Source organism: Gordonia sp. 11cp (assembly GCF_057767225.1).
In genome coordinates this window covers 641268-666362 of sequence record NZ_CM173437.1, presented here as the reverse complement: position 1 = coordinate 666362, position 25095 = coordinate 641268, and the positions used below count along the sequence as shown (strand labels likewise).

Sequence of the window (25095 nt, the reverse complement as noted above, 5' to 3'; positions counted from 1 at the left end):
CGAGTCAGAAGTGCAAACTGACTGACGCCGTGAGGAATTGGTCTCCGTCGCCGCTGACCCCGGGTGGATATCCGCGGACCGGCCGGTGTGCGGGTTGCGTCGTCGAGTCGTCGCGCTGTGGAAGGATCGCAGCATGTCGGAAATGGCCCCGGAGTTGTCGGCGCGTGAGTTGTCGGACCTGCTCGGGCCATGGCGGACGTCCGGGGGCACCCTCAGCATCGGACTGGCCACCGCCATCGCGCATCTCATCGACGCGGAGAGGTTGAGCACGGGGACACGGCTCCCGGCCCAGCGTGCTCTGGCCACCGAGCTGAACGTGTCCCGCGGAACCGTGACCACCGCTTACGAAATCCTCTCGGGCGGGGGATATGTCACCGCGGAGGTCGGGCGCGGCTCGACGGTGTCGATGAACCGCCGACGGCTGCGACAGCACCGCTCTGCGCAGGCCGGTGGCACCACACCGATCTCGATCGACCTGTCGACCCAATCTCTCCCGGCCGCACCGTCGTTGACGAAGATCCTGGACCTGGTGACGCCCAGCGCCCTGCGCCCGTACCTGGAGACCGACGGCCACACCGCCTATGGTCTGCCGGTCACCCGCGCCGCGATCGCACGGCATCTCACCGCAGCCGGATCACCGACCACGATGGACGAGATACTGGTCACCGCCGGCGCTCAGCAGGCTCTGTGGCTCACGGTGTTCGCCATGACCGAGCCCGGAGACACAGTCGTGGTCGAAGAGCCCACGTATCGAGGCATTCTCGCAGTTCTCGGTGGTGTCCAGCGTGGGCTGCGCGTCGAGGGTTACCCCGCAGGACCGGCAAACCTCGACGCCGGTTCGGTGTCACGTGCGCAGGTTGTGTACGTCCAGTCCTCGGTGCACAGCCCGACCGGGCAGGTGTGGACGTCGGAGATGCTCCGACATTTCGCCACCGTCGTGAACTCCGAAGGCGTGCTGGTGATCGACGACCGCAGTGCTGCCGATCTGGTGTACGACCCGGACATGCAGAACACCGGGTTGACGGGACTCATTCCGCCGGAACGCCTCGTGACTGTCGGGACCATGTCCAAGCTGTTCTGGGGTGGACTCCGTATCGGGTGGATCCGGGGCCACCCGCACACGATCGCGCGGATGGCCGACCTGAAACAGACGATGGACGTCACGACGTCGATCGTCGATCAATTCCTCACCGTCGAAGCGCTCGACACCGCGAACATCGCGGCGTCCCAGCGGCGTCAGCTCCTCGTCGAACACGTGGAGTCGACGATCCGGGTCGTGCGGGAAGTGTGCCCCGGATGGGAGCCGGCCACCCCCAGTGGGGGGAGTGGGCTGTGGGTCGATACCGGCTCCGACGCAATCGAATACGCCATGCGCGCGCAAGCCAGAGGCGTCCGGATAGCCGATGGCCCCTCCTTCTCGGCGTCGCACGGCTTCGAGACACACGTCCGGTTACCGGTGTGGAACGCCACCGACGATCTGCGCCGTGCGCTCGAAGCCATGACCTGAGCTCCTGCGCCTCGGCTCAACCGGCGCGGAGCAGTGTCCGGAGGTCACGCACCCCGGCCGGTTCAGGGTCGAATCCCATGGGCAGCAACCACGAACGGTCGAGCTCGAGGCGGCGCAGCGCGTGCTCGAGGATCAGTCGCTCGACCTCGGAACGCGTCTGGCCGTCTGTACTGTCGACCTGCTCGAGCACGATGGTGAGCTCCTCACCGAGGTGACGGATCAGGTCGGCGAGCTCTTCCGCCGTCGTGCCCGCGTCGTGCAGTCGCTTCAGCGACAAACGGTGGGTGTGCTCGAGAGCGGCGTGTACGCGAAGCCCGCGTACCGAATCCAGCTGCACGAGCGTTCCCACCAGTGCACTCAGGTCCGTGGCTTCGGTGCGTCGGCGGTCAGCGATGAGGTCGACCCGGTCGCGACAGAAGGTGATGGCATCCCAGACGAGATGTGCCTGTTCCAACGCCTGCCGTTGCCCGGCGTCCGCGAGCGCGGGGAGGACTGTGTCCTCCATGGCCTTTGCTGCCGCGGTGAGCGTGATGGCGGTGAAATCCATGGTCAGATCACTTCCTTCAACTGACGCCCGAGCTGTCCGAGCAAGATCGGGACGGTGCCTTCCAGGCGTGCCAGCAGCACGTCCTGGTGAGATCGACCCAGTTGCGCGATGCGCATCGAAGTGGCCAGGGTCTTGACCGTGGCCGAGTAACCGCAGAAGATCGAGTACCAGCGCATCCGTTCGGGGTCGACGGTGAGGCCGGATGCCTCTTCATATCGCTGGAAGAACTCGTCACGAGGCACGAGACCGGAGACCAGGAAGTTTTCGCCGGTCTCGTCGTAGTGACCGAAGAGGTCCTGCGAACAGTAGGCGAGGTCGTAGTGACGATCGCCGAGATGGGCTGACTCCCAGTCGAGCCAGGCGGTGATGTTCGTGGTCGACTCGTCGAACAAGAAGTTGCCGCTGCGAAAATCGCCGTGAACCACACTGACGCGATCCAGCACCGGCAGGTTCCGCGCGAGCCAGTTACCCGCCAGTTCCATGATCGGCGAGGCGTCGAGCTTGTCCAGCGCCCAGATCTGGCGATCGAAGTTGAGCCGGCGAGCGGCACTCTGGGTCGTGCCGGGCGCCGGAACCGGCAATGCCGGGGATGTCCACGACGACGGGTCGACCGTGTGGAGTGCCGCGAGGTGTTCGATGAGCTGGGTGCCCAATGGATCTCTCAGTGCCGGACCGAAATTCGTACCCAGTCCGCTGACCTGTCCGGACGAGGTCGCCGTTGGCTTGGTGACGCCCGGGGCGAAACCGCAGATGAGTCCGGGCTCGGGCAGGTGTCGGGCCTCGTCGTCGACCCACAGCACCTCCGGGGTCGGCAGCACGTCGGCGACCCGACGCAGCACCTCGAACTCGCTTGCCTTGATCGTGGCGTTCAAGGACTCCGGTGGGTCCATGCGAAGGAGGAGATGTCGGGGTTCGCTGTCTGGATCGGTGATCAGATCGAACGCCATCTGGATTTTCGACGCTCCGCCGGTGAGCCATCTGGAGTTGATGACCTCGAACTCCGTACCCTCGCCCAGTTCGGCGGTGATCAGCGCCTGCACGGCCGTGGTGAGCTGTTCGAGTGCGACGGGGGACCACCCTGCACCGCGCCGCCGCTCGTATTTCCGGTCGATGGCCAATTGGCCGGCGCCGTCCGTCGGGTAGCGATCCCTAACTGTCGCGACGGCGTCCGGACTGGGCGTGCCGGCGGGATCGATGGTGTGGATCATGGTTCATTCCTTGCTGATTCGTGTCAGAGACCGGGACCGGAAGATTGCGCGGTGAGACTTCCGTGGCGAGAAGTGCGGTCTGCGAGGAACTCGATCCCGTACGTGTCGGCCATCAGTCCATAGGCGTGTTTCCCGTCGAGCTCGTAGTGCATGAGGGACTGGAAGGTGACGTAAGAGGGGCTGAACGTGTACCACGGCGCCCCGGCGATCGCGGAGCCACGAACGGTGATCGTCCTCCCCGTCGAATCGGTGACGGTGATCTCGTTGTGAAACGGCCGCAGATCCTGCTGCACCCCGGTGAGGGTCGCGGCGGTGATCCCGTAGACGTTTCGCCCTTCCTGTACGTATCCGAAACGCAACGGACCGTAGACGGCCTCTCCATCGACGAGGTCGACACCGGTCACGAGGTGGATGCCGAAATCCTCGTCGAAGGGGACGTGGATGTAGGAGATCGCAGCCTGACCGAGTTCTGTTCGCGTACCCCAGCTTCGGTCCATGCCGCCCATGGCGTCGATGGCGTAGGTGCGCCCACGCAGGGTGAGTGTGCCGCGCACACGCCCGACGAAATCGAGATGGCCGCCGGCCCAGGCATCTCCGAGTCCTAGGTCCTTGGGGTCGTCCGGGGCTGCGAGGAGCGGATTCTCCTCGGGGTCGTTGGGGTCCCAGGCCGGCATGGCGCCGGTGAGCTGCATGTCGAAGGAGCAGGTGCCGGCCAGGTTCTCGTAGCGGAACCGGTAGTCGGTCGGCGGGCCCGTGACGTCCACGTCCAGGCCGTTGTGAAGCGAGAACTTCAACATCGAGTCCGGGCAGGGGCAGTGCATGTGCGGGTCGGTCATGTCGACGGTGAAGGGGTACCGGTTGATCCCCTGGACGACGTTGATCGAGGAGATCGCAGCGCCGACATTCGGCCGCGCGAGGACGTAGATGTTTCCGTAGATCTTCTCTTCGGGTATCGCGAACCAGAACCCGATCGTCTCGGTCCAGGTGGACACGGAGGGGTCGACGGGGTGCAGGTCGGCATCTTCTGGGCGGATCATGGTGCCTTTCGGTCAGGGTGGTCGGTCAGAGGGTGTCGGTCGGAAGTGGAAGACCGGCTCATGCATCGGGTACCAGGACGAGCTTGGTGACCTCGCCGCGTTCTTGTGCGGCCAGCGCCTCGTTGATCTTCGAGAACGGGTAGGTGGTGATCAGCCGTTCGAACGGAAAGCGCCCCGCGGCATGGTGTTCGAGCAGCTCGGGAATGAACGTCGACGGGTCGCTGTCGCCTTCGACGATCCCGCGGACGGTCAGTCCGCGTTGCATTGCGCCGACGATGTTGACGGGGAGGTCCACCGAGAAGTCGGACGGAACGCCGACGAGTCCCAGCGTGGCGTTCTGCGCCGCGGAGGCGAGGGCCGCGTTGATGACGTCGACCCGTCCGGTGGTGTCGAAGATGTAATCCACGCCGACGGTGGTCAGTGTCTCGAGCCGCTCGGTGATGTTCTCGTCGATTGGGTCGATCACGTGGGTGGCCCCGAGTTCGAGTGCGAGATCTCGGCGTGCCTCGATCGGTTCGACGACCACGATGGTGGAGCATTCGCGCAGGACCGCACCCATCACCGCCGCGAGGCCGACCGGCCCGCCGCCCAGGATCACCAGCGAACTGCCGGCCTCACATGCCATCGACAGCATCACCGCCCCGGCACCCGTCTGGATTCCGCACCCGAGTGGGCCGACCTGGGAGATGTCCAACGCGGTGTCGACCTTCACCGCGTTGCGTTCACGGACCAGGGCGTGCGACGCGAACGACGACTGGCCGAAGAAGTGAGCATGGACGACGGTGTCCGAGGCGGTCACGGTCGGCGACCCGTCGGGACGACTCCCGATGTAGTTCTCGGCGGTGAACTCCGCACAATATGCTGGGCGGCCGTTCGAACAGGGCCGGCACCGGCCGCAGCTGCTGAAGGAGACCGTGACCTCGTCGCCAGGCGCCAATGAGGTCACCGCCGATCCGATCTCGACCACGACGCCACTGCCCTCGTGTCCGAGGATGAGCGGATACGGCAGTCCGTACACCCCGTCTCGCGCGGCGATGTCCGTGTGGCACAACCCAACCCCACGAATCTCGACGATCACTTCGTCCTCGCGAGGGGGTGCCAGTTCGACCGTCTCGAGTGAGAAGTTCTCGTGTGGACCGTGAGCGACTGCCGCGGAGATCTGCATGGGAAACCTTCTTTCGAATTGGCTGGGCCAATCTAACCGGAGGAAGTCCTTTGTAAGGACGAATGGTTGGGCCAAATGTAGCCGATAGTGGCGTGCGACACAATAGGCCCTACGCGATCAACCATCAGCTGACCCGGATCCGGCGTCCAGAGTCAGCTCAGACCGGACAGACTGGCTGACCAACCCGCGGTGTGACACCGCAGGAGCGGCGATCATCGACTCCGGATCACCGGCATGCTGAGTTCGATCGCCGGGCCGCAGTCAGCGCACGAGTGAGCCGGGCCGGCCACGGGCTCGATCTCCACGTCGTCGAGATCCGTACTGGCCTCGCAGGTCTCCAGCGCCAGGAGTGCGGCACCGTAGGCGCCGGTGGTCTGGGGGTCCGACGGAACCGTGATCGGACCGCCGAGTGCGGTGCTCAGATAGTGGACCGCCGCGGCGTTCTTGGCCACGCCACCGGTCATGACGACGGGGGTGCGTTTACCCACCTGGGCGATGAGACCGAGTGTCCGGGCAGACACGGCCCGGTGGACCGACGCAGCAATGTCGGTGCGTTCGCAACCGCGCGCGAGGAGCGAGACGATCTCGGTCTCGGCGAACGTCGCGCACATGCTGCTGACCTCGAGATTGTTGTCACCGGACATGGCCAGGTCGGCCAGCTCGTGCACCTCGCACTCGATGGCGCGCGCCAGCACCTCGAAGAATCGTCCGGTGCCACTGGCACACCGGTCGTTCATCGCGAAGTCCTCGACGAGACCGTCGTCGTCGACCGCGATGACCTTGCTGTCCTGTCCGCCGATGTCGATGATCAGCGCCACCCCGGGGCACAGGGCTGCGACGCCCCGGGCGTGGCAGGTGATCTCGGTGAACGTGCGACCGGTGTCCGGTACGAGCCGGCGTCCGTACCCGGTGCTGACAGTTGCCGTGATCTCGTCCCGGCCGAGTGATGCCTGGGCCAATGCAGAGTCGATCGCACGATGCAGCCCGGCCCTGCTGACGGCTCCCATCTGTATCGCGCTGCGGGCGCACAGCCGTCCTGTGTCATCGAGGATGACCGCTTTCGCCGATGTCGAACCGAGGTCGACACCCATGAAGTGCTCCACCACGGTGGGTTCAGACCCTGCTTCGGCGGACATCGATACCTTCGAGCATCGCGGCGAGGCGGCTCTCGAGGATCTCGTCCTTGTAGAAGGATGCGTCGGCCACATCACCTTCGAAGAACATCGACGGGATGCCGAGCTCCTTCTGTGCGGACTTCGCCAACAGGTGCTGAGGGTTGGTGAACGCGCGGCAGGTCCGGGATGCATGGAAGACGATCCCGTCGATGCCGTAGTCGACACAGTCACGGTTGGTCAGGTGCTTGAGTGTCTTCACGCCATGATTCGTCGGGCAGAGCAGGTAGTGCTGAGCCATTCCCCGGATCGGATCGTCGGTGTCGATCAGATGCGGCTCCTGCCAGAACGCATTGTGGGTGTAGCGCCCGCACACCACGGCGACGCCGGCGTCGGCGAACTTCCGCGACAGCCATCCGAGCTTGTTCCAGTTCATGATTCCGTCGAAGTACAGGCGGTAGCGTTCGTCGCGTACCCCGGAGATGCCCTCGTCGAGGCGACGCTGTACCTCGGTCCGCACGTCGGTGAAGTACTGGACGAGTTCTGGGCCGGCGGGCATGAAGTTGATGTGGGCGATGCTGGCGATCCAGTCCCAGTACGTCGCCGGCGTCGGCGCGGCCTGGCACAGTGCCATCGCCTCACGCCGGAGCTCGGATGCTCGCTTGATGTAGAACATGTTCTGCCGCAGAGCATCCCAGTCAAACGGGCGTCCGGTCATCGATTCCAGGAACTCGATCAGCTTGTAGAGCTGGTCGGTGACATAGTTCGAGGCCTGCTCCCATTCCTCGCCTCGCAGGTAGCCGGCATCGGGCTTGTTGCCGGGGAGGAACGGGAGTGAGACGTTGAAGATGGGAACCTCTTTGCCGAACACACGGTACGAGATCTCGTCCCACTGCTGGCCGGTGCTGCATCCGGCGTAGGCGTTGACGAAGAAGTCGGGCGCCGGCAGGCGTGCGGCGAGTTCCTGTTGATCGACGAGTCCGACGATACCCGTCTCGTCCTCCGCCCTCGCCTGCTTGGTGAGCACCGCGCAGCCGAGGTGGGTTCTTGCGTACGAACACAATTCACCGATGTATCCGTACTCCTCGCCGGCCAGCTGGGCCGGCTTCTCGAGTTGCTGTGCGGCCAGGCGCGCCGAGAACGCCTCGCCGTGACACCATTCCAGGCCGGCTGCTTGGAAGATCGGGTTGACCGCCGACCCGTTGTACCAGACGACCTGCTTACCGCGTTCTTTCGCGGTGAAGAGGTTGTCCCAGTAGTCGCCGACCATGTTGGTGGCGGTGGGGATGACGATCTTGTTCGTGTTGGGGACAGTGGGTGCTGACACAGTTGTGGTCCTGACGTGTGGTGGGGAGGGGGGCGTCAAACGACGGTGAGCTGGTTGCGCCGGATTCGTTCGACGAGCGCTTCGATCCTCGTGCGAACCGACTCCATCGGGATTCCTTCGTGTTCGGTCTCGATGAGCAGCAAGGGGATCGAGTTGGCAGCCAGAGTTCTCCGGAGTTCGGGGTAGAACAGCATGTGTGGTTCGCAGAACTTCGCCATCAGCACGATGACGCCCTGCGCACCGCTGGCGTGCACCGAATCGACCAGAAAGCGATCCCAGTCGACATCGTGCTGCACCCGCGTCGGGCACGGCACGGTGGTGTTGCGGCGCAAGTAGGCCGACGCCAGGGCGGCCATCGGATCGTCGGTGCGCCCGATGTCGGTGGAGACGTACCGCGTTCCGTGGAACAGATCGTCGTCGACGACGATGGCGCCACTGTCCTCGATGATCTCCAGCAACTCCGGCCGCGGCGCATGACAGAAATGACCGGACAGGTGGATGCGAATCCGGTTGTCCCGGGGCGCCGGACCGAGGCCGGCCATCACTTCGCGCAGCAGGGCGGTGTGCTCCTGCTTGTCCATGACCATGCTGGACTTCACGAGGACCTGGATCTGATCCGGCGTGAGTGCCGCATCGCCGTGACGCCGCTGCTCGAACACGGATCGCAGCAGACGGCGGTTCTCGTCGAAGATCTCGATGCTGCGTGCGATGTCCGCGTCCGAGACCGTTCTGCCGGCGAACAGCTCTATCTCCGAACGAATCTCGTTCATCGTCTCTCGTACCTGGGGAAGGGTCCACTCGTCGCTCATCGAGGACATCAGCTGGCCGAAGTGCACCGGCTTGTCCGACTCGTACTCGCGTACGACGTCGACCGCGCCCAGCAGCTGGATGCAGTGGTCGGCGTGGAAGAACCCGTCGTACACCTCGAGCCGCCCGAGGGCCGCTTGGTCGGCGAGGTTGCGGGTGTATCCACAATTGAACTCGCTCAACAGATTCCGGCCCGCTGTGATGGGTTCACGGTCCTCCTGGATGAGCACCGGCAAGACCCCGGCGGCGTGGGCCAGCTCGGCCGGGAAGTTCATGGGGAGTATTCCCATCGCTTTGCGTCCGGTTCGCGTTTTCCACTGGGAGACATACTCGTTCGGTCTGTCAGCGACGGCGCGGAGGCTGAGCATGGCTTCGGTTGATGTCGACGGCATGATTGTGCTCGTCCTTCTGTCGGGAGGCGATGCGGTGTCGGACGCAGGCGGATCGGGCTGTGACCCACCTGACAGTGGCCATCATGCGCCGACGTTGGACAATTTGCAACCGATCGAGCGAAGTTGTGTACAACGTTGCAGCTGAAAGCTATGCTCGACGTGTCTGAGAAGCGTGGCATCGTGCCGCGCACGGGCTCTGTGTCATCGCCCGGTCGGCGTGGATGCGTTCTGGCGTCCACGCCCTCCGGTTGTGCAGCCACCGCTAAAGCATTGGTGCGCAGCGTATTACGGCACAGTCCGGGTGTTGACGAGATCCAGATCACACCCTATGGTCGTACCATTCGTGGCCGCTGACGAAGCTCCCGCGAAGCGCTCGAAATCAGCCTCCCGCCCCCCGTCACCCCCAGGAGCAACATGTCCACCTCCCTACCCGGCGCCCAGGCGCCGGCGCCCTCGAGAGCGGTCTCTCGCCGTGCGTCACTTGCCGCGTTCTCCGGCTCGGCGATCGAGTACTACGACCTCGTGGCCTACGGCACCGCTGCGGCGCTCGTGTTCGGCGACCTGTTCTTCCGCGACGTCAGCACCCACGTCGCCTTGCTGCTCTCCTTCGCGACCTTTGCGGCGGGTTATCTGGCCCGTCCCATCGGAGGTCTGCTGTTCGGTTACATCGGCGACAAACACGGCCGCCGGAAGGCGGTGTTGCTCACCATCGTGGTGATGGGCGTCGCGACCGTCGGTATCGGTCTCCTGCCGACGTACGACACCATCGGCGCTTTCGCGCCGATCCTCCTGGTGGTGCTCCGAGTGCTGCAGGGTCTGGCCGTCGGCGGTGAACTCGGCGGGGCGGTCCTCATCTCGGTGGAACACGCGCCACGTGACAAGCGCGGGTTCTACGGCAGTTTCTCGACCGCGGGTGCCCAGGGTGGCACGCTGTTGGCCACGATCGTCTTCGCGGTCGTCACCCTGATGCCCGACGATCAGTTCGATGCGTGGGGTTGGCGAGTGCCCTTCCTTCTCAGCATCGTCATCGTCGCCGTGGGGATGGTCATCCGGCGCGGACTCGACGAGACCCCCGACTTCAAGCAGAGTCAGGAAGACCGGGCGTCCGCGCCCGCCGATGTGGCGCACCGCCCCATCCGGGACGCTCTGATGAAGTACCCGATGACCATCGCGGGGATCACGTTCATCATGGCCGGCATGATGTCGATCTGGTACGTGATCACCGTCTACAGCCTCAGCTATGCGACCGACAACGCGGGTATCCCACGTACCAGCATGCTGTGGGTGGTCTCGGCAGCCACCCTCGTCGTCGTCCTGATGAATCCCGTGTGGGGTGCGTTGTCCGACCGGGTCAGCCGCAGCCGGCTCATCGTGTTCGGGTTGTTCGCGGAGGCGCTGCTGCTCTTCTTCTACTTCGCCATGCTCGGCGTCGGAAACCTGTTCCTCGTGTTCGTCTCGCTGATACTGGTCGCCGGGCTGGGCCACGCCGTCGTCAACGGGATCTTCCCCGCCTTCGTCGTCGAGAGTCTGCCTGCCGCGGTGCGATATACCGCCGGCTCGTTCGGCATGCAGCTGGCCGCGCTGGTCGCCGGCTTCGCCCCGCTCGTCGCCACGGCGCTCGAACCCACGACGGGAGGCGTGTGGACCACCTGCGCGCTGTGCCTCGCGATGTGCGCACTGGGTGCAGTGAGTGCCACTTACATCGTGAAAGTCCATAGCGGACAACGTGAATCCGATACCGTGGCGGTGTCGTCCGCCCACGCGACAGAAACGAGCAACGTCTGATGACCAACGCATCCCAGACCACCGCGACCTCACCACAGAGCGGGTATGACTTCAGCCGCACCGGCATCCTGATCGCCGGGGGCACCTCCGGGGTCGGCCTCTCCACGGCCCGATATTTCGCCGACTGCGGAGCGAAACGGCAGGTACTCGTCGGACGCAACGAGGCCCGGGGCAAGGACGCGGTGAGCGCCTTGGCGTCATCGCACCCCGACTGCGACGTGCTGTTCGTCGCGGCCGACGTCAACGAGACGGGTGCAGCGGAGGACGTCGTCCGGCAGGCACAGCAGCACCTCGGTGGCGTGGATGTCCTCGTCAACTCCACCGTCGCGCAGTATCAGCCGACGCTGCTGCACAACATCGCGGCGAAGGACCTGGCCGACATCCTGGTCCAGCAGTCGTTCGGACCGATTCTCATGAGCCGCGCGGTCGTCGAGATCATGCGCGAGCAAGGACACGGGTCCATCGTCACGATCGCCTCGGATGCCGCGAAGGTGCCGACCCCGGGTGAGACCGGGATCGGCGCGGCCATGGCGGCGCTCGTCACCTTCTCGCAGACCCTCGCCGTGGAAGCCAAGCGCTACGGGGTGCGGGTCAACGTGCTCACCCCATCACTGATCGTCAACACCGGCTCCTACGACCGCGCCATGAACGCCGAGTTCAGCAAGAAGATCTTCGACAAGATCGTGTCGCAGGCACAACTCGGGCTGACCGAGCCCGAGGACCTCGCCAACGCCATCATGTTCCTCGCCTCGCCGCTGTCGCGGCGTATCACCGGTCAGGTGATCAGTGTGAACGGTGGTATCTCCGTTGCCTGAGACGACAGCACGCCGTGTCGTGGAGCGGAGGCGGGTTCGCTCCGGGGCCGACATCCTCGACGTCGAGCGTCATGATCCCGCGGAACTGCTACCCGCGTCCACGGTGTTCGGGTGTCTGCTCGAGTCCGCCCGCAGGTTTCCGGACAAGGCGGCGATCATCCATCTCGAAGCTCCTGATTTCACGACCCCCAGTCGGAAGGTGACCTATCGTCAGCTCGCCGAGTCGGTGGAACAGGCGGCGTCGCTGTTCCTCGATCGGGCGGCGGGCGCCCCGAGCGTTGTCGCGGTGATGTTGCCGATGCTGCCCGAAGGACTCGTCGCGACATGGGGTGCACAGCGGGCCGGCATCGCGGTTCCGCTCAACCCGTTCCTCGAGATCAACTCGCTCGTGAACATCCTCAAGCGCACCGCGGCAACGCTTCTGGTGACGACCGAGCAGGTCCTGGCCGAGCGTGCCTCCGACGTCGCCTCGCTGCTCGCGGCGGTGCCGTCCCTCGTAGACGTCCTGGTGGTCGGCGGCGACGACACCTTCGGCAAGGCGCTGGAAAGCCATCGTGGACGGACCGTGACGGTCGACGACGATCCCCGACGCGACTGCATGGTGATGCCCACCGGAGGCACCACGGGTGCGCCGAAGCTGGTGCGGATGTCGCAGTACGGGCAGCTGGTCATCGCCTGGAACGTGGGTGCGCTCATGGGCTCGGAAGAGGACACCGTGATCGGCCACGGTATGCCGAACTTCCACTGTGGCGGCAGCATCGCGCTCGCGCTGCGCTCGGTGGTCTACGGGCAGACGTTGTTGACGCTGACCTCGGGCGGGTTCCGGTCACGTGAGGTCGTCGACAACTTCTGGGACATCGTCGAGCGATACCGCATGACCTCCACGATGGCCACTCCCACCACGGCGTTCGCCCTTCTGCACGCACGATCGGCGCCGAACGGACCCACCACGTTGACCGACTTCAACGTCGGTGGAAGCACCGTGTCGCCGGCGCTCATCAACGGCTTTCACGACCGGTTCGGCGTGTGGTTGCGAGAATGCTGGGGCGGCACGGAGTTTCACGGCACCATCACCGGCCACCCGAACGACGGACAACAACCCCGCGTGGGATCGGCCGGGCGGCCGCTGCCCCACTCGCGGGTACGCGCCGCGATCCTCGACAACGACGGGCGTTGGGTACGTGACTGCGCCGCAGGCGAACCGGGGGAGTTGCTGATCGGCGGTCCGACAGTCACCGAGGGCTACCTCGACGCCACTCTCGACGCGCAGTTCTTCGCCACGGGAGTGCCCGACGGGGGCATGTGGGGCCGCACCGGGGATCTCGGTGCGGTGGACGACGGCGGGTACATCTGGGTCTCCGGACGAAGCAAGGACCTGATCATCCGTGGCGGTCACAACATCGATCCGCGTGACATCGAAGAGGCGCTCGCCGCGCACCCAGCCGTGGAGATGGTCGCCGCCGTCGGCAGGCCCGACCGGATGAAAGGGGAGATGCCGGTCGCGTATGTCCAGCTCGAGGACGGCGCGGCCGTCGATTCGTCCGATCTGCTCGCGTTCTGCGGGAACGCGGTTCAGGAGAAGGCTGCCGTGCCGGTCCACGTGACGGTCCTGGACCGGCTACCGCTGACACCGGTCGGGAAGATCTCGAAACCGGTGCTCCGGACGCTAGCGCTGAAAGCCGAGATCGCCCAGGTGGTCGCCGATTGCAGTCGCGCGCAAGTCGACTGTGAGATCGATGTCGACGAGTCCGGGCTCAGACGAAAGGTGACCGTGTGGCTGGATCCGGCGGGCGCATCTCACGTCGACGTCGAGTCGCTGGAGGACAGGTTGAGTGCGTACGAGTTCCTCTCCCACGTCGAAGTGGGTAACTTGGTCAGCGAACCCTAGGAGGATCTCCGATGGTGGCCTATCACCGTTTTGCCCGACCTCCTCTTCCGCCGCCGAGCGCCCGCTCGATGCTGCTGACGGTCATCGGCGAGTTCCTGTTCGACTCCGACGAAGGGGCGTGGACCGCGGCGCTGATGAGAGTCCTCGGCGGCATGGGCATCGAGGAACACGCTGCGCGGCAACTGCTCGCGCGCGCCGCATCCGCCAAGTGGGTCGAGCGTGAACGCGTGGGGCGCGCAGTACGGTGGCACCTCGCCGATCACGGCCGGGCGCTGTCCGCTGACGGCATCAAACGATCGAATGCGTACCTCGACGGGCCGCTGCCCTGGGACAACGAATGGCTCGTGCTCACTGTGACGACGGCGCAGCGCAACGGCACTCTGCGTAACAGGCTCAACGGTGGTCTCACCTGGCTCGGAATGGGAAATGCGGCCCAGGGGGTGTGGCTCACCCCGCACATCGACCGTGAGCAGGAACTCGCGGAACTCCTCGGAACGCTCGGCTTGACCGATGCCGCACTCATTCTTCGCGGCGCGATCGCGCCGGGCGGTCTCGACAACTCCGAAATCGTATCGCGGGCATGGGATCTCACCGATCTCGCGGCGAGCTACCGGCTGCTGCTGGACCAAGACGGCGCGACCGAACCCGCCGATGACGACGAGGTCCTGTTCGCATTCGTCGAATTGGTGTCTCTCCAGCAACAGTTCATGCGCCTCGACCCCCAGTTACCCAAGGAGCTGCTGCCGGAGTGGATCGGCCTGGAGGGCGCGGCGCTCTTCCGCCGACGGAGGGAGCAGTGGTCCCAGCGGGCCCACGCCCGCTGGGAGACGCTCCTCGAGGAGTCCGCGTTTCGCTAGCGAGTACCCGGCACCGGGCGGTCTCACCGGTCCCGAGGCGCCTGCGCGTTCAAGGCGGCCGTCACGACGCAGTCGGCCAGTTCTGCGGGTGACCCGGGCGTCGCGACGACGGTGCACATGGTGACGCCGTCGAGGGATTCGCGCCCCGCGCGGGAACCGACCTCGACCACGACGCCCTCCCCGCGGGTGAGCATCTCCTCCCGCACGATGCGGCCCGCCTCGGTGCCGCCGGGTAGGTCGACGACGATGTCGGCGTCCCCGATCGCGCCGGACAGTTCCGCGACCATACGTCGCGCGTCGGAGGGCGAGGCGAGGTCGCCGGCGGCCGATATCGCCCAGATACCCGAGGCGGCGTTGAAGACCTCCTGCGCCAGTTCCTGTCCGCGCGTCTCGTCGGCGCTGATGATGCCGATCCGCTGTGATCCGGCCCTGACGAAGTGCAGTGCCACCATCCGTCCCAGGTCGCCGTCGTCGATGACGACGACGCCGGAGTCGGCGAGGTCGTCGGTGCTCACGATCCGGTGCGCAGTGTCAGCGGGACCGGGCCGTGGTCGTGATGCCCGTCGAGTTCACCGTTGCAACCCGCGCACTGCGGAACGATCCCGGCGGCCCGTTCGGCCAGCTGCGACCTCGCCGCGGAGTCACGGTTTACGGCGCGGCCGAGGTTGCCGCGGTGTTCATCGCGGGCGAGCAACCCCGCGCCGTACGCGCCGGCGATCTGCGGTTGGTCGAGCAGTTCCACCGGGTTACGAAGCGCCTTCTCGATGTGGTGGCGGGCCGCTTCGTTACGCGCGACCCCGCCGGTCATCACCGTCGGCGTGGCCTTGCCGACCTGTGCGACGAGACCGAGCGTCCGGGCGGCGACGGCCTTGTGGACCGACGCGGCGATGTCGGCCTTGTCCTGACCCTGTGCCAGCATCGAGATGACCTCGGTCTCGGCGAAGGTGGCGCACATACTGCTCACCTCGAGACCGTCGGTGCCCGACATCGCCAGCGGTCCCACCTCACTCACGTCGACCTCGAGTGCACGGGCGAGGACATCGAAGAATCGTCCGGTGCCACTTGCGCACCGATCGTTCATCGCGAACCGCTCGACGAGTCCCTCCTCGTCGACCGCGATCGCCTTGCTGTCCTGTCCGCCGATGTCGATGACCAGTCGAACGCCCGGGTGCATCGCGGCGGCGCCGCGTGCGTGGCAGGTGATCTCGGTGAACGACCGGTCCGCGCCCGGTACGAGTTTGCGGCCGTAGCCGGTGCTGATGGTACGAGCGATGTCCCCAGAATCCACTCCGGCATCGGACAGGGCCCGGTCCATCGCGACGACGACGGCGTCGCGGCTGACCGCGCCCATCTGGACGACACTCGATCCGACGAGCCGGCCGTCCTGGTCGACGACGGCCGCTTTCGCCGTCGTCGAGCCGAGGTCGACCCCCATCACATGCCAGGACATCAGATCAGGGACTTGGCGCGCTGCACGTCGATCGTCTCGAGCATCGCCTCGAGACGACTGTCGAAGAGCTCGTCGTTGTAGAAGGATGCGTCGGCCACGTCGCCCTCGAAGAAGAACGACTTCACGCCCCGCTCGCGTTCCGCGGTCTTGGCCAGCATGGTCTGCGGGTTCGTCATGGCCCGGCAGGTCCTGGTGGAATGGAAGGCGATGCCGTCGATCGAGTACTCGTCGAGGCGGCGGATCAACAACTCCTGCAGATTCTTCAAGCCGTGGTTCAGTGGGCACAGCAGGTAGTGCTGAGCCATACCGCGCAGTGGATTGTCGACGTCGATCAGTTGTGGTTCCTGCCAGAAGGATTCGTGGGTGTAGCGCCCGGCCACGACCGCCACGTCGTACTCGGCGAACTTTCTCGTGAGGAAGCCCAGCTTGTTCCAGTTCATGATCCCGTCGAAGTAGACGCGATAACGTTCGTTGGCCACTGCCGACTCACCGTCGACGATCCGTTGTTCGATCTCGGCCTTGACCCCGGCGAAGTAGTCGACGAGCGCCTGGTTCCCCGGCAGGAAGTTGATCGGGGCGATGCTCGCCACCCAGTCCCAGTAGGTCGCCGGAGTCGGCGCCATGGTGCACAGCTGCATCGCCTCCAGCCGCAGCTCCGAAGCCCGCTTGATATAGGACATGCTCTCGCTCAACGTATCCCAGTCGAATGGTCGCCCGGTCTGCTGTTCGAGGAAGCCGATCAGCTCGCGAAGCTGCCCCTCGGCATAGGTGCTGACGTCTTCCCATTCCTCGCCCCGCATGTAGCCCGCATCGGGCTTGTTGCCCCACAGCATCGGCAACGAGACGTTGAAGACCGGGAGTTCGCGGTTGAACACCCGGTAGGTCATGGCATCCCACTGCTGCCCGGTGCTGCATCCGGCGTATCCGTTGACGAAGAAGTCCGGAGCCGGCAGTTTGGCCGCCAGTTCCTGCTGGTCGAGCATACCCACGACACCGGATTCGCGTTCGGTCTGATTCTGTTGGGTCAACACCGCGCACCCGAGGTGGGTGCGGGCGTACGAACACAGTTCTCCGATGTAGCCGTATTCGGCTCCGGCTGCCTGTGCGGGTTCCTCGAGATGCTGGGCGGCCAGTCGGGCCGCGAACGCCTCGCCGTGGCACCATTCGAGACCCGCTGCCTGGAACAGCGGGTTCAAGGCGGCGCCGTTGTACCAGACGACGTGCTTGCCGCGTTCCTTGGCGGTGAAGATGTTCTCCCAGTAGTCGGCGGTCATCTTGCCGCCCACCCGGGTACTCCTCAGCTTGTTGGTCTTGTCCTTCTGGAATAGTTCGGTGCTCACGCCACGCTCCTCGTGTCGGCTGGGCTGGATCGGCTGTGATCGGTCGGGGGTTGGTCAGACCGTCACGGGCTGGCGACGGATGCGCTCGACGAAGGTCTCCATCTGGGTGCGCAGCTTCTCGATCGGGATGCCCTCGTGCTCGGTCTCGATGAGAAGTGAGGGAATGCCTCTGTTCTCGAGTGCTTTTCGTAACTCGGGGTAGTACAGCATGTGCGGTTCGCAGAACTTCGCCATCAGGATCAGCACCCCGGTGGCGCCGCTCCGGGCCACGGAATCCAGGAGATAGGTGTCCCAGTCGACCTCGCTCGTCACCCGAGTCGGGCACGGGGCATTCAGGTTTCGCTCGAGATACCAGGTGGAGAGTGCGTGCAGGGGATCCCCGGTCTCCGGGACGTCGGTGGAGATGTAGCGGAACCCGGTGTACAGGTCGTCGTCGACCACGATCGCCCCCGGTTCCTCGATCACGTCGAGGATCTCGGGGCGGGGGGCGTGACAGAAGTGTCCGGAGATGTGCAGGCGTACAACGTCATCGGGGTCCACTTCGCGAACGGGGAGTTCGGCGACGATGGATCGGAGGAGGGCGGTGTGCTCCTCGACATCCATCACCATGCTGGACTTCACCAGCACCTGCATGTCGCTGGGGGTGATACGTGCGCGCCCGGATCTCCGGAGCTCATAGAGATGGCGCAGCAATCGGCGATTGGTGTTGAAAGTCTTGATGCTCGCCAGGAGTTCGTCGTCGGTCACGACGTGACCCGTGACGAGTTCGACCTGCGACTTCAGCTCGGTCAATCGGCCGTCGACCCGCGGCTGGGTCCACGCGTCATCCATCGCGCTGGTGAACTGGGCGAAGTGGACGGGCTTCTCCGGTCGGGTGTATCGAATGGCGTCGACCGCCCCCAGGAGCTGGACGCAGTGGTCTGCGGTGACGAAGGCGTCGAACACATCCAACTCGCCGACGGCCGCCTGGTCCGCGACGCTCCTGGTGTACCCGCAATAGAACTCGGCGAGCAGGCTGCGGCCTTCGGTGATCGGTGTCCGGCTCTCCTGCACGATCACGGGCAGCGCACCGGACGCATGGATGAGTTCGGCGGGGAAGTTCATCGGGAACGACCCGATCACCGGTCGCTGATGAGTCTTCTTCCAGTCGTCGGCGTAGGTCACCGGATCGTCGGCGATCGTGCGGAGCAAGGCCATCGACTGTGCGTGCAGTTCGCTCACGGTAATCCTTTGGCTGAAGAGGAACGCCGCGAATCGTAGATGAGGGGCTGACTCATCAGCGGCGCGTAGATCAAATACTACAGATCACGCGTGTACGTGTCTAGAAATGTAAAACATCAAGGCCCGTCGCTGCTGTCGCGGGAGGGTGCGGACGGTTCAGTCCAGCCGGGCGACGGACAGCCAGTGCGCGTGTGCCGCCGGGGACCGCTCGGCCCGAAGGGCCTGGAGGCGGCCGATGACTTTGAGGCCCGGCCAGTCGGGCAGGAGCTCACTGGGGAGCTGCGGGTCCATGTAGGGGGTGTGGCGCAGGGCATCGACCAGCTCGATGTGTGCGACGAGCGCCTCTTTCCCGGTGAGATGCTCGTCGGTGTCGAACCGTTCCCGCAGCTCGTCGTATGCGACAGCGACCTTGCGGAGATCCCATGCACGGTGCACGAGTTCTGATTCGGGTATCCCGATTGCCGCGGGCGAGCCCACGAACGACAACGTGTTCTCGGACAACCCGAGCGACTCGATGACGGCCTGCGCCTCGGGGAGGCGTTCGACGTGCGGGGTCACCCAGACGCCCGCGCTGGGGTTGCCGAATCCCGCCCAGCGCAGGGCGGCATAGAGCTTCTTGCGGGTTGCGCGCTGGGACTCCGGGACGGGCACGATCAGGATGAGCCAGTTCCCGTCCCAGTGCCGACCGGCGGCATCGGGGAAGACCCGGTCGGCACCCTCGCGGAAGAGTTCGTAAGTGCGTTCGGTGACGGCCCATTTGGTCTCTCGGCCATCTCGTTCCGCGGAGATGAGCCCGGAGGCCCCTGCCCGGGCGATCGCCTGCCGGCTCGCTGATTCGCCGAAACCCACTCCGGTCAGGCCATACAGGAGCGCCGACGTCCGCACCGGGCGGCGGTACGGCGCGACCAGTTCGCCGAGGATCGAGATCAGGGCAGAGCGGGCGCTGCTGATCGAAGTCGTCGACCGCGCGGCCGTGTCGACGGCGGGATCGGTCATGGGCGTCATCGTAGCCATCGGCTACCGGGTTCTCGTCGACGTGGTCACGCGACGACGGGAGCGGGCAACGACTCGGCGAGCCGGCGGAGAATGGTGGCCGCGTCGGCAGCGGTCCTCGGAACGAAATCGGCGATGTCGATGATGTCATCGATCGCCGAGGCCACCTGACCGGCCAGGACCAGGCCGTTCTCGACGTCACCCGTGGTCTGCGCACTCTGCATCGACTCGATCTTCCAGCGGGTCAGCTCGACGGCGTCGACGACACCGCCGGATTCGGTCCCGCTGTGCTCGACCAGCTTCCGTGACGCCGCGTTTCGCAGTCCTCGGCAGGGTCCATACACGCCGTCGAAGGCGACGTCGTCACCTTCCTGGGCGTCGATGATGGCCTGGATGTAGGCCGGGTGCCAGTCGGTGTTGGCGGTGCTGGCGATGAATCGAGTGCCCATCGCCACGCCGTCGGCGCCCATGGCCAGAGCCGATGCGAGTCCCCGGCCGTCCCTCGCGCCGCCGGTGAGCAGCACCGGGACGTCGACCGCCTGGGTCACGCTCGGAGCGAGCACATAGGAATGGACCGCCTTGCTCGGTGCGTGGCCGCCCATCTCGAAGCCCGCGGCGATGACGACGTCGACCCCGGCCTCGGCCGCTTTGACGGCTTGTCGCGTGGAACCGACCTTGTGCTGGTGGATCATGCCCGCGTCCTTGATCGCGGCGATGTAGTCACCGGGAAAGCCCGCCGAGGTCGTGAGCACCGTGAGTTGCCGCGACAACGCCGCATCGGTCTTCCGTGCCTCGAGGACCATGCGGATGTAGACGTCGGTGAACGGGAGTACGTCCCCGTTGCTGTCGACACCGACCGGGATGTTCACCGCGAAGGGGCGGTCGGTCAGCGACAGGCATTCGTCGATGTGCGCGCGAAACGTGCGTGCACCTGCCTCGAGGTCGACGGGCATCCCGGGCATGGACACGGTGCCCAGACCGCCCGCATTCGACACGGCCGCGGCGAGTTTCGGCGTCCGAAACGGTCCGAGTCCCTCTTGCACGATCGGGTGGTCGATGCCGATGAGCCTGGTGTACCGATTCGCGATGGGGTGCATGTCATCTCCAGAGTTGAGAGGGGGTCTGGTGCGGCAGGGAACGGGAGGTGGTGCCCGCGCATTCAGACAATACAATTTTAGACATGACCGCGTCTATGGTGTAAAACGTTCTGTGTGAGTACCGGTGAGTGCCGGTAGCATCTGCCGACCCGTGATGGTTCGTGGTCGCGTCCACGAGAGGTGAGTCGATGTCAGAAACTCCGCTGGTTCGAACCTACGAGGAATCCGGGGCCATCATCGTCGGCGGTACGTCGGGGATCGGCCTCGCGACCGCACTCGGGTTCGCCGACGCCGGCGTGAAGCGCATGGTCCTCGTCGGGCGTGATCACACCCGCGGGGAGGACGCGCGACGTACGGTTCTCGACCGTCATCGCGATGTGGACGTCCAGTTCGTCTCGGCCGATTCGTCGAACATCGACGAGGTCGAGAGGTGTGTGTCCACGGCCCACTCGACGATGGGCACGGTGGACATCTGCGTCAATTCCACGACGACGGCCTACCGCCCCGAGTTGTTGCACCGCACACCGATGGGGGAACTTCCCGACATCCTCATGGGACAGGCGGTGCCGCCGATGCTGATGACTCGGGCCGTGTTGCCACTGATGCAGGCGCAGGGCGGCGGAAGCATCATCAACATCGCATCAGACGCGGCGAAGGTGCCGACGCCAGGCGAGAGTGCGCTGGGTGCGGCGATGGCCGCGATCGTGATGTTCTCGCGCGTCGCAGCGGTGGAGGCCAAGCGCAACGGGGTACGCGTCAACGCCGTCACCCCGTCGTTGGTGAAGGGCACGCGTACCGCGAACAATGTCCTCAGTGACGGGTTCAGTCGTTCACTCTTCGAAAAGGCTTCGCAGCAGGCACATCTCGGAGTCGCCGAGCCGGACGATCTGGCCTCACTGATCGTGTTTCTCGGAGGTCCGGCGGCAGCGCGTCTGACGGGGCAGACCATCAGCGTCAACGGCGGGATCTCTGCTTTCTGAGATTCTCTGCGGCCACCGCCGACCGATTCGCCGGGTGGGGCGTACTCCACTGTCCGTCAACTGATCCAGCGTCAGAAAAAACCTTCGACTGTGGGTCGCGAGTGCGCAGAGCCGAATCTCGTTCACTGACAATCGTATGCCGGGCGGGTGAGCCCGGCATTTGGTCGTTGTCGAAATTACTTTCAAGGCAACGTTTTTGGTGCCCGGGCGTGATGGCTGCGATCGAAAACGCAGGGTTGCGGACTAATGGTAAGACCGATAATATGTGATGCACAGCACGCAGATCGGTGGGTTGGCCGCCCCGCGCGACATCGCTCACATGCCCAAGGAGACACCATGCACCTCAACACTTCTCACTGGCCCGCGGTTCCGAGCGCGGGCGTGCGGGACATCACCTTGCCGGCACTTCTGGAGGAGTGCGCCTCTGTCGTACCCGACCGGGTGGCACTGGTCGATGCGGTACCCGAGAAGGACAAGCGGCGCACGTGGACCTACGCCGAGCTGCTCGACGACACGCGGCGATTCGCTCGCGCACTCCTCGGAGATTTCGCGCCCGGGGACCGGGTTGCGATCTTCGCTGCCAACAGTGCGGATTGGGTGATCATGCAGCAGGCGATCGCCATGGCGGGGATGGTCGTGGTCGCGGCCAACCCGGCCTACCGGCGAGATGAGCTCGCCTACGTCCTGCGGCAATCCGGAGCGGTTGGCGTCTTCTATCAACAGTCGTATCGCGGGGCGGATCTCGGCGCCATCGTGTCGGCCGCCGTGTCGGACGTCGACACCGTTCGAGTGACCGTGCCGGACCGCGACTGGGCCGCCTACGCGGAACGCGGGAACGCCGACGTGGCGCTGCCCCACGTCGCTCCCACGGACCCCGTGCAGATTCAGTACACGTCGGGAACGACCGGTTTTCCCAAAGGGGCCCTGCTGCATCACAAGGGCATAGTGAATGAGGCGTCGTTCGTCTTCGAGCGTGCCGGCATGGACGACGGCGGAGTGTGCATCAATGCGATGCCGATGTACCACATCGGCGGAGGTGCGGTCACCGAACTCGGCACGATGTCGGCGCGCGGCACCTACGTGGTGCTGCCCGGGTTCGACCCGGCCGGCGTTCTCGAGGCCTTCGAGACCTACCGGGGTACTCATGGACTTCTCGTTCCGACGATGCTGATCGCACTCCTGGATCACCCCGACAGTGCGACCCGTGATCTCACGAGCCTGCGGACCATCCTGTCGGGTGCGGCCACCGTGCCCGAGGCGCTCGTGCGCCGTGTCATGGACACCTGGGGCTGCAGCTTCTCGATCCTCTTCGGCCAGACAGAGATGCATGGCGTGATCAGCCAGACCAAGGTCACCGACTCGACGGAGGACCAGGCAACCACCGTCGGGCAGCCCCTTCCCGAACTCGAGGTCCGTCTTGTCGACCCGATCGACGGCAAGGTGGTGGCGATCGGTGAACAAGGCGAGATCTGCTGTCGCGGATACCAGAACATGCTCGGATACTTCGACATGCCGGAGGCGACGGCCGCGACCATCGACGCCGACGGGTGGCTGCACATGGGCGATCTCGCCAGCATGGACGAACGGGGCTTCCTGAAGATCACCGGCCGACTGAAGGAGATGATCATCCGCGGCGGGGTCAACATCTCCCCGCGCGAGATCGAAGACCTGCTGTTCGAGCACCCCGATGTCCACGATGTGACCGTCATCGGAGTTCCCGACGACTACTGGGGTGAGCAGATCGGAGCCGTCATCTGTGCCACGGATCAGGCCGCCCGCCCGGACCCGGACGCCCTCAAGGAATGGTGTCGTGAACGAATCTCGGCGCACAAGGTGCCGTCGATGTGGTTCTTCGCCGATTCGTTCCCCATGACGCCGACGGGAAAGATCCAGAAGTTCAAGATCCGTGACCAGATCGTCAAGGGAGAAATGACACCGGATGCGGTGACCGGAAGAAGCCCGTCGGTCACCGGTTAGCTCGACGGCTGAGTGGGTTCGGCATTCATCATCCCCGGGGGCGACTCCGGGGATGTTTGCGTCGGAGGGGTGCAGTCAATCGCCATTCCGTTAATCGAGTTTCTGCTGTCGGGGAAATTCATTGTGGGTAATGTTTATGGTCGCTGCACTCGAGGCGATATCGCCCGGCTGCTGAACCCGGTGCGTTCGAGAGATCTCGATATCTCCGCGATGATCACTCGCGAGTACTCGCTTGCCGAGATCAACCACGGTATCGGGATGTGCGCGCCGGCAGAAATGCTTGCGGCGTCATCCGGTTCTGAAAGTACGTAAGTCGGCGCCCGTTACCGTTTTTCGTGGGCCCGGGCGCCGTGCCTGAGGGTCGCCAGGCACGGTATGACTTCTTGCCCCTGTCTTTCTCATGATCCTGGAGGTGGTGTCGCCCGGGGGGCTGGTGGCGTCGACGGACCGCTGATGGGGACAGAGCCGCTGGTAGGTCGCTTCGTCACGTGGGTGCCGGGCTTCTGCGCCAGGATCGATCCGGTGACCGCCCGACCGAGCGCTTCGAGGCAGTTGAGGACCAAGCACGGTGACAAACCTCACGCAGTGTTCTGCGATGCTGGCCGTGCATGCATCGCAGTACCGGCGCGTGAACGCCGACGTGATCAAGGACGCACTTGCCGACGACGCGGAGGACCGAGGGCTCTACACGGATCTGCTGGACAAGAAGCCGGCCGATGGGAAGACCGCGTGGCGCCGCGTAAGCCCGCAACCCTGGTGCATGTCGAGTCGACCCAGATCTCAGATCCGCTGCGCCGCCATGTCCTCACGAGCGGTGAGCGGAGATCCCACCGGAGCACCCTGCCTGCCCGAGCATGGAAAGAGTTTGCTCACCGATCTCCAGGACACTGGCTACACGAAGTCCTGGGCCGGAAGGCTTAGCGGGGCAGGTGGTCGGGTTGGGGTGCAGCAACAGCGTCCAGGCGGCTGCGGTGGCTGAGGTGAGCCACAGCAGGGCGCGATGTCGTCGGTGGCGAACGTGGTTCCGCCGCGCAGGGCGTGGGCGGTTGGCGGGGGGGGGGGGCGGCAGGTGGCGTAACAGGTGGGCGAGGTCGTCGACGTCGGCCAGTTCACCCTCGGTGGTGTCGTAGATGTCGGTGTGCAGGGCGCGTAGCGCGGTGCGCAGGATATCGTTGCGCGCCCACACTGTTCGCCTAGGACTGTCCAGAACTCGTCTTTGGGTGCGCGCAGCGGCAGATAGGCGAGCAGGCGGCCGAGTTGGTAGACCGCGGCGTCGGGGTCGCTGCGCAGGTGGCCCTGGTGCACGGTGGCAGCGTCGACGTCGATCGACACCGTACTGAGTGAGGCTGCGATCAGGCTGGCGGCGGTGGCCGATTGTTGTTGGGTCAGTCCGGCGTCGCTGCGGGCGTGCTCGAAGGTAGGTGATCACTGGCCGTTGTACTCGCCGTCGCTGCCCTCACGGGGCTCGGGCGCCGGCAGTGGGGAGACGTCGATGGTCCAGCCGGTGCCGTCCGGGCCGCGCAGCACCATGCCTCGGGGTAGGTGTCGAGAACGTATTGGCGGCGGCGATCGCGGTGTCGGTGACGTCGC

The 25095-nt window shown here is 65.3% G+C and carries 21 protein-coding genes; 8 read left to right on the top strand and 13 right to left on the bottom strand.

The features are described 5' to 3' along the window. The first annotated feature begins 133 nt into the window (after positions 1-133). The gene (locus tag AC3B6C_RS02730) at positions 134-1507 is read left to right on the top strand and encodes an aminotransferase-like domain-containing protein (protein WP_488374812.1); all 1374 of its coding nucleotides are present in this window, start codon (positions 134-136) and stop codon (positions 1505-1507) included. Between the two features lie 16 nt (positions 1508-1523). Here AC3B6C_RS02730 and AC3B6C_RS02725 read toward each other — a convergent pair whose 3' ends face one another. The 7 genes from AC3B6C_RS02725 to AC3B6C_RS02695 form a co-directional block, all read right to left on the bottom strand. Then, a complete protein-coding gene (locus AC3B6C_RS02725; protein ID WP_488374811.1) occupies positions 1524-2054 on the bottom strand; it encodes a hypothetical protein in 531 nt (176 codons plus the stop codon). A 2-nt stretch (positions 2055-2056) separates the two neighbouring features. Next, complete coding sequence (locus tag AC3B6C_RS02720; protein ID WP_488374810.1) at positions 2057-3262, bottom strand: phosphotransferase family protein; 1206 nt, start codon at positions 3260-3262, stop codon at positions 2057-2059. 23 nt (positions 3263-3285) lie between these two features. Beyond that, the gene (locus AC3B6C_RS02715; protein ID WP_488374809.1) at positions 3286-4299 is read right to left on the bottom strand and encodes a DUF7064 domain-containing protein; all 1014 of its coding nucleotides are present in this window, start codon (positions 4297-4299) and stop codon (positions 3286-3288) included. A 58-nt stretch (positions 4300-4357) separates the two neighbouring features. Then, on the bottom strand, positions 4358-5464 hold the full coding sequence (locus AC3B6C_RS02710) for an NAD(P)-dependent alcohol dehydrogenase (RefSeq protein WP_488374808.1): 1107 nt from the start codon (positions 5462-5464) through the stop codon (positions 4358-4360). A gap of 212 nt (positions 5465-5676) precedes the next feature. Further along, complete coding sequence (locus AC3B6C_RS02705; protein ID WP_488374807.1) at positions 5677-6600, bottom strand: acyl-CoA dehydratase activase; 924 nt, start codon at positions 6598-6600, stop codon at positions 5677-5679. Beyond that, positions 6578-7903, bottom strand: coding sequence for a 2-hydroxyacyl-CoA dehydratase subunit D (locus AC3B6C_RS02700; RefSeq protein WP_488374806.1), 1326 nt, complete (start codon positions 7901-7903; stop codon positions 6578-6580). The genes AC3B6C_RS02705 and AC3B6C_RS02700 overlap by 23 nt, the downstream gene beginning before the upstream one ends. A 35-nt stretch (positions 7904-7938) precedes the next feature. Then, on the bottom strand, positions 7939-9102 hold the full coding sequence (locus tag AC3B6C_RS02695) for a 2-hydroxyacyl-CoA dehydratase subunit D (RefSeq protein ID WP_488374805.1): 1164 nt from the start codon (positions 9100-9102) through the stop codon (positions 7939-7941). A 414-nt stretch (positions 9103-9516) separates the two neighbouring features. Between AC3B6C_RS02695 and AC3B6C_RS02690 the strand changes: the two genes are divergently transcribed. The 4 genes from AC3B6C_RS02690 (at position 9517) to AC3B6C_RS02675 (ending at position 14447) form a co-directional block, all read left to right on the top strand. Further along, a complete protein-coding gene (locus AC3B6C_RS02690; RefSeq protein ID WP_488374804.1) occupies positions 9517-10887 on the top strand; it encodes an MFS transporter in 1371 nt (456 codons plus the stop codon). Next, positions 10887-11702: an SDR family NAD(P)-dependent oxidoreductase gene (locus AC3B6C_RS02685; protein WP_488374803.1), complete on the top strand. Its 816-nt coding sequence runs from the start codon at positions 10887-10889 to the stop codon at positions 11700-11702. Before AC3B6C_RS02690 ends, AC3B6C_RS02685 begins: the two co-directional genes overlap by 1 nt. Next, entirely contained in the window at positions 11695-13590 is a 1896-nt protein-coding gene (locus tag AC3B6C_RS02680; protein ID WP_488374802.1) for an AMP-binding protein, read from the top strand. The genes AC3B6C_RS02685 and AC3B6C_RS02680 overlap by 8 nt, the downstream gene beginning before the upstream one ends. A 68-nt stretch (positions 13591-13658) precedes the next feature. Beyond that, positions 13659-14447 (top strand): PaaX family transcriptional regulator C-terminal domain-containing protein, encoded by a 789-nt coding sequence (locus AC3B6C_RS02675; RefSeq protein ID WP_488374801.1) that lies wholly within the window; start codon positions 13659-13661, stop codon positions 14445-14447. A gap of 23 nt (positions 14448-14470) precedes the next feature. Here AC3B6C_RS02675 and AC3B6C_RS02670 read toward each other — a convergent pair whose 3' ends face one another. The 6 genes from AC3B6C_RS02670 to AC3B6C_RS02645 form a co-directional block, all read right to left on the bottom strand. Then, positions 14471-14962, bottom strand: a complete 492-nt coding sequence (locus AC3B6C_RS02670; RefSeq protein ID WP_488374800.1) for a hypothetical protein — start codon at positions 14960-14962, stop codon at positions 14471-14473. Beyond that, positions 14959-15897, bottom strand: coding sequence for an acyl-CoA dehydratase activase (locus AC3B6C_RS02665; RefSeq protein ID WP_488374799.1), 939 nt, complete (start codon positions 15895-15897; stop codon positions 14959-14961). Before AC3B6C_RS02665 ends, AC3B6C_RS02670 begins: the two co-directional genes overlap by 4 nt. Beyond that, positions 15897-17237, bottom strand: coding sequence for a 2-hydroxyacyl-CoA dehydratase subunit D (locus AC3B6C_RS02660; protein WP_488374798.1), 1341 nt, complete (start codon positions 17235-17237; stop codon positions 15897-15899). Before AC3B6C_RS02660 ends, AC3B6C_RS02665 begins: the two co-directional genes overlap by 1 nt. Positions 17238-17291: 54 nt before the next feature. Beyond that, the gene (locus AC3B6C_RS02655; protein WP_488374797.1) at positions 17292-18458 is read right to left on the bottom strand and encodes a 2-hydroxyacyl-CoA dehydratase subunit D; all 1167 of its coding nucleotides are present in this window, start codon (positions 18456-18458) and stop codon (positions 17292-17294) included. 156 nt (positions 18459-18614) lie between these two features. Then, positions 18615-19463, bottom strand: a complete 849-nt coding sequence (locus AC3B6C_RS02650; protein WP_488374796.1) for a PaaX family transcriptional regulator — start codon at positions 19461-19463, stop codon at positions 18615-18617. Positions 19464-19498: 35 nt separating this feature from the next. Continuing rightward, entirely contained in the window at positions 19499-20548 is a 1050-nt protein-coding gene (locus tag AC3B6C_RS02645) for an NAD(P)H-dependent flavin oxidoreductase (protein ID WP_488374795.1), read from the bottom strand. Positions 20549-20736: 188 nt separating this feature from the next. Here AC3B6C_RS02645 and AC3B6C_RS02640 point away from each other — a divergent pair, with 188 nt between their 5' ends. The 3 genes from AC3B6C_RS02640 to AC3B6C_RS02630 all read left to right on the top strand — a co-directional run bounded on the left by AC3B6C_RS02640 (position 20737) and on the right by AC3B6C_RS02630 (position 23817). Beyond that, positions 20737-21528: an SDR family NAD(P)-dependent oxidoreductase gene (locus AC3B6C_RS02640; RefSeq protein ID WP_488374794.1), complete on the top strand. Its 792-nt coding sequence runs from the start codon at positions 20737-20739 to the stop codon at positions 21526-21528. Positions 21529-21864: 336 nt separating this feature from the next. Beyond that, entirely contained in the window at positions 21865-23505 is a 1641-nt protein-coding gene (locus tag AC3B6C_RS02635; protein ID WP_488374793.1) for an AMP-binding protein, read from the top strand. Positions 23506-23574: 69 nt separating this feature from the next. Beyond that, a complete protein-coding gene (locus AC3B6C_RS02630) occupies positions 23575-23817 on the top strand; it encodes a hypothetical protein (protein ID WP_488374792.1) in 243 nt (80 codons plus the stop codon). The last annotated feature ends 1278 nt before the right edge of the window (positions 23818-25095 follow it).

Bases quoted from the DNA above. Each gene is read 5' to 3' on its own strand.
- AC3B6C_RS02675 (WP_488374801.1), top strand. From the start codon at position 13,659: ATGCTGCTGACGGTCATCGGCGAGTTCCTGTTCGACTCCGACGAAGGG.
- AC3B6C_RS02650 (WP_488374796.1), bottom strand. From the start codon at position 19,463: ATGACGCCCATGACCGATCCCGCCGTCGACACGGCCGCGCGGTCGACG.
- AC3B6C_RS02690 (WP_488374804.1), top strand. From the start codon at position 9,517: ATGTCCACCTCCCTACCCGGCGCCCAGGCGCCGGCGCCCTCGAGAGCG.
- AC3B6C_RS02635 (WP_488374793.1), top strand. From the start codon at position 21,865: ATGCACCTCAACACTTCTCACTGGCCCGCGGTTCCGAGCGCGGGCGTG.
- AC3B6C_RS02710 (WP_488374808.1), bottom strand. From the start codon at position 5,464: ATGCAGATCTCCGCGGCAGTCGCTCACGGTCCACACGAGAACTTCTCA.
- AC3B6C_RS02665 (WP_488374799.1), bottom strand. From the start codon at position 15,897: ATGTCCTGGCATGTGATGGGGGTCGACCTCGGCTCGACGACGGCGAAA.
- AC3B6C_RS02640 (WP_488374794.1), top strand. From the start codon at position 20,737: ATGTCAGAAACTCCGCTGGTTCGAACCTACGAGGAATCCGGGGCCATC.
- AC3B6C_RS02645 (WP_488374795.1), bottom strand. From the start codon at position 20,548: ATGCACCCCATCGCGAATCGGTACACCAGGCTCATCGGCATCGACCAC.
- AC3B6C_RS02695 (WP_488374805.1), bottom strand. From the start codon at position 9,102: ATGCCGTCGACATCAACCGAAGCCATGCTCAGCCTCCGCGCCGTCGCT.
- AC3B6C_RS02715 (WP_488374809.1), bottom strand. From the start codon at position 4,299: ATGATCCGCCCAGAAGATGCCGACCTGCACCCCGTCGACCCCTCCGTG.
- AC3B6C_RS02725 (WP_488374811.1), bottom strand. From the start codon at position 2,054: ATGGATTTCACCGCCATCACGCTCACCGCGGCAGCAAAGGCCATGGAG.
- AC3B6C_RS02720 (WP_488374810.1), bottom strand. From the start codon at position 3,262: ATGATCCACACCATCGATCCCGCCGGCACGCCCAGTCCGGACGCCGTC.
- AC3B6C_RS02705 (WP_488374807.1), bottom strand. From the start codon at position 6,600: ATGTCCGCCGAAGCAGGGTCTGAACCCACCGTGGTGGAGCACTTCATG.
- AC3B6C_RS02685 (WP_488374803.1), top strand. From the start codon at position 10,887: ATGACCAACGCATCCCAGACCACCGCGACCTCACCACAGAGCGGGTAT.
- AC3B6C_RS02730 (WP_488374812.1), top strand. From the start codon at position 134: ATGTCGGAAATGGCCCCGGAGTTGTCGGCGCGTGAGTTGTCGGACCTG.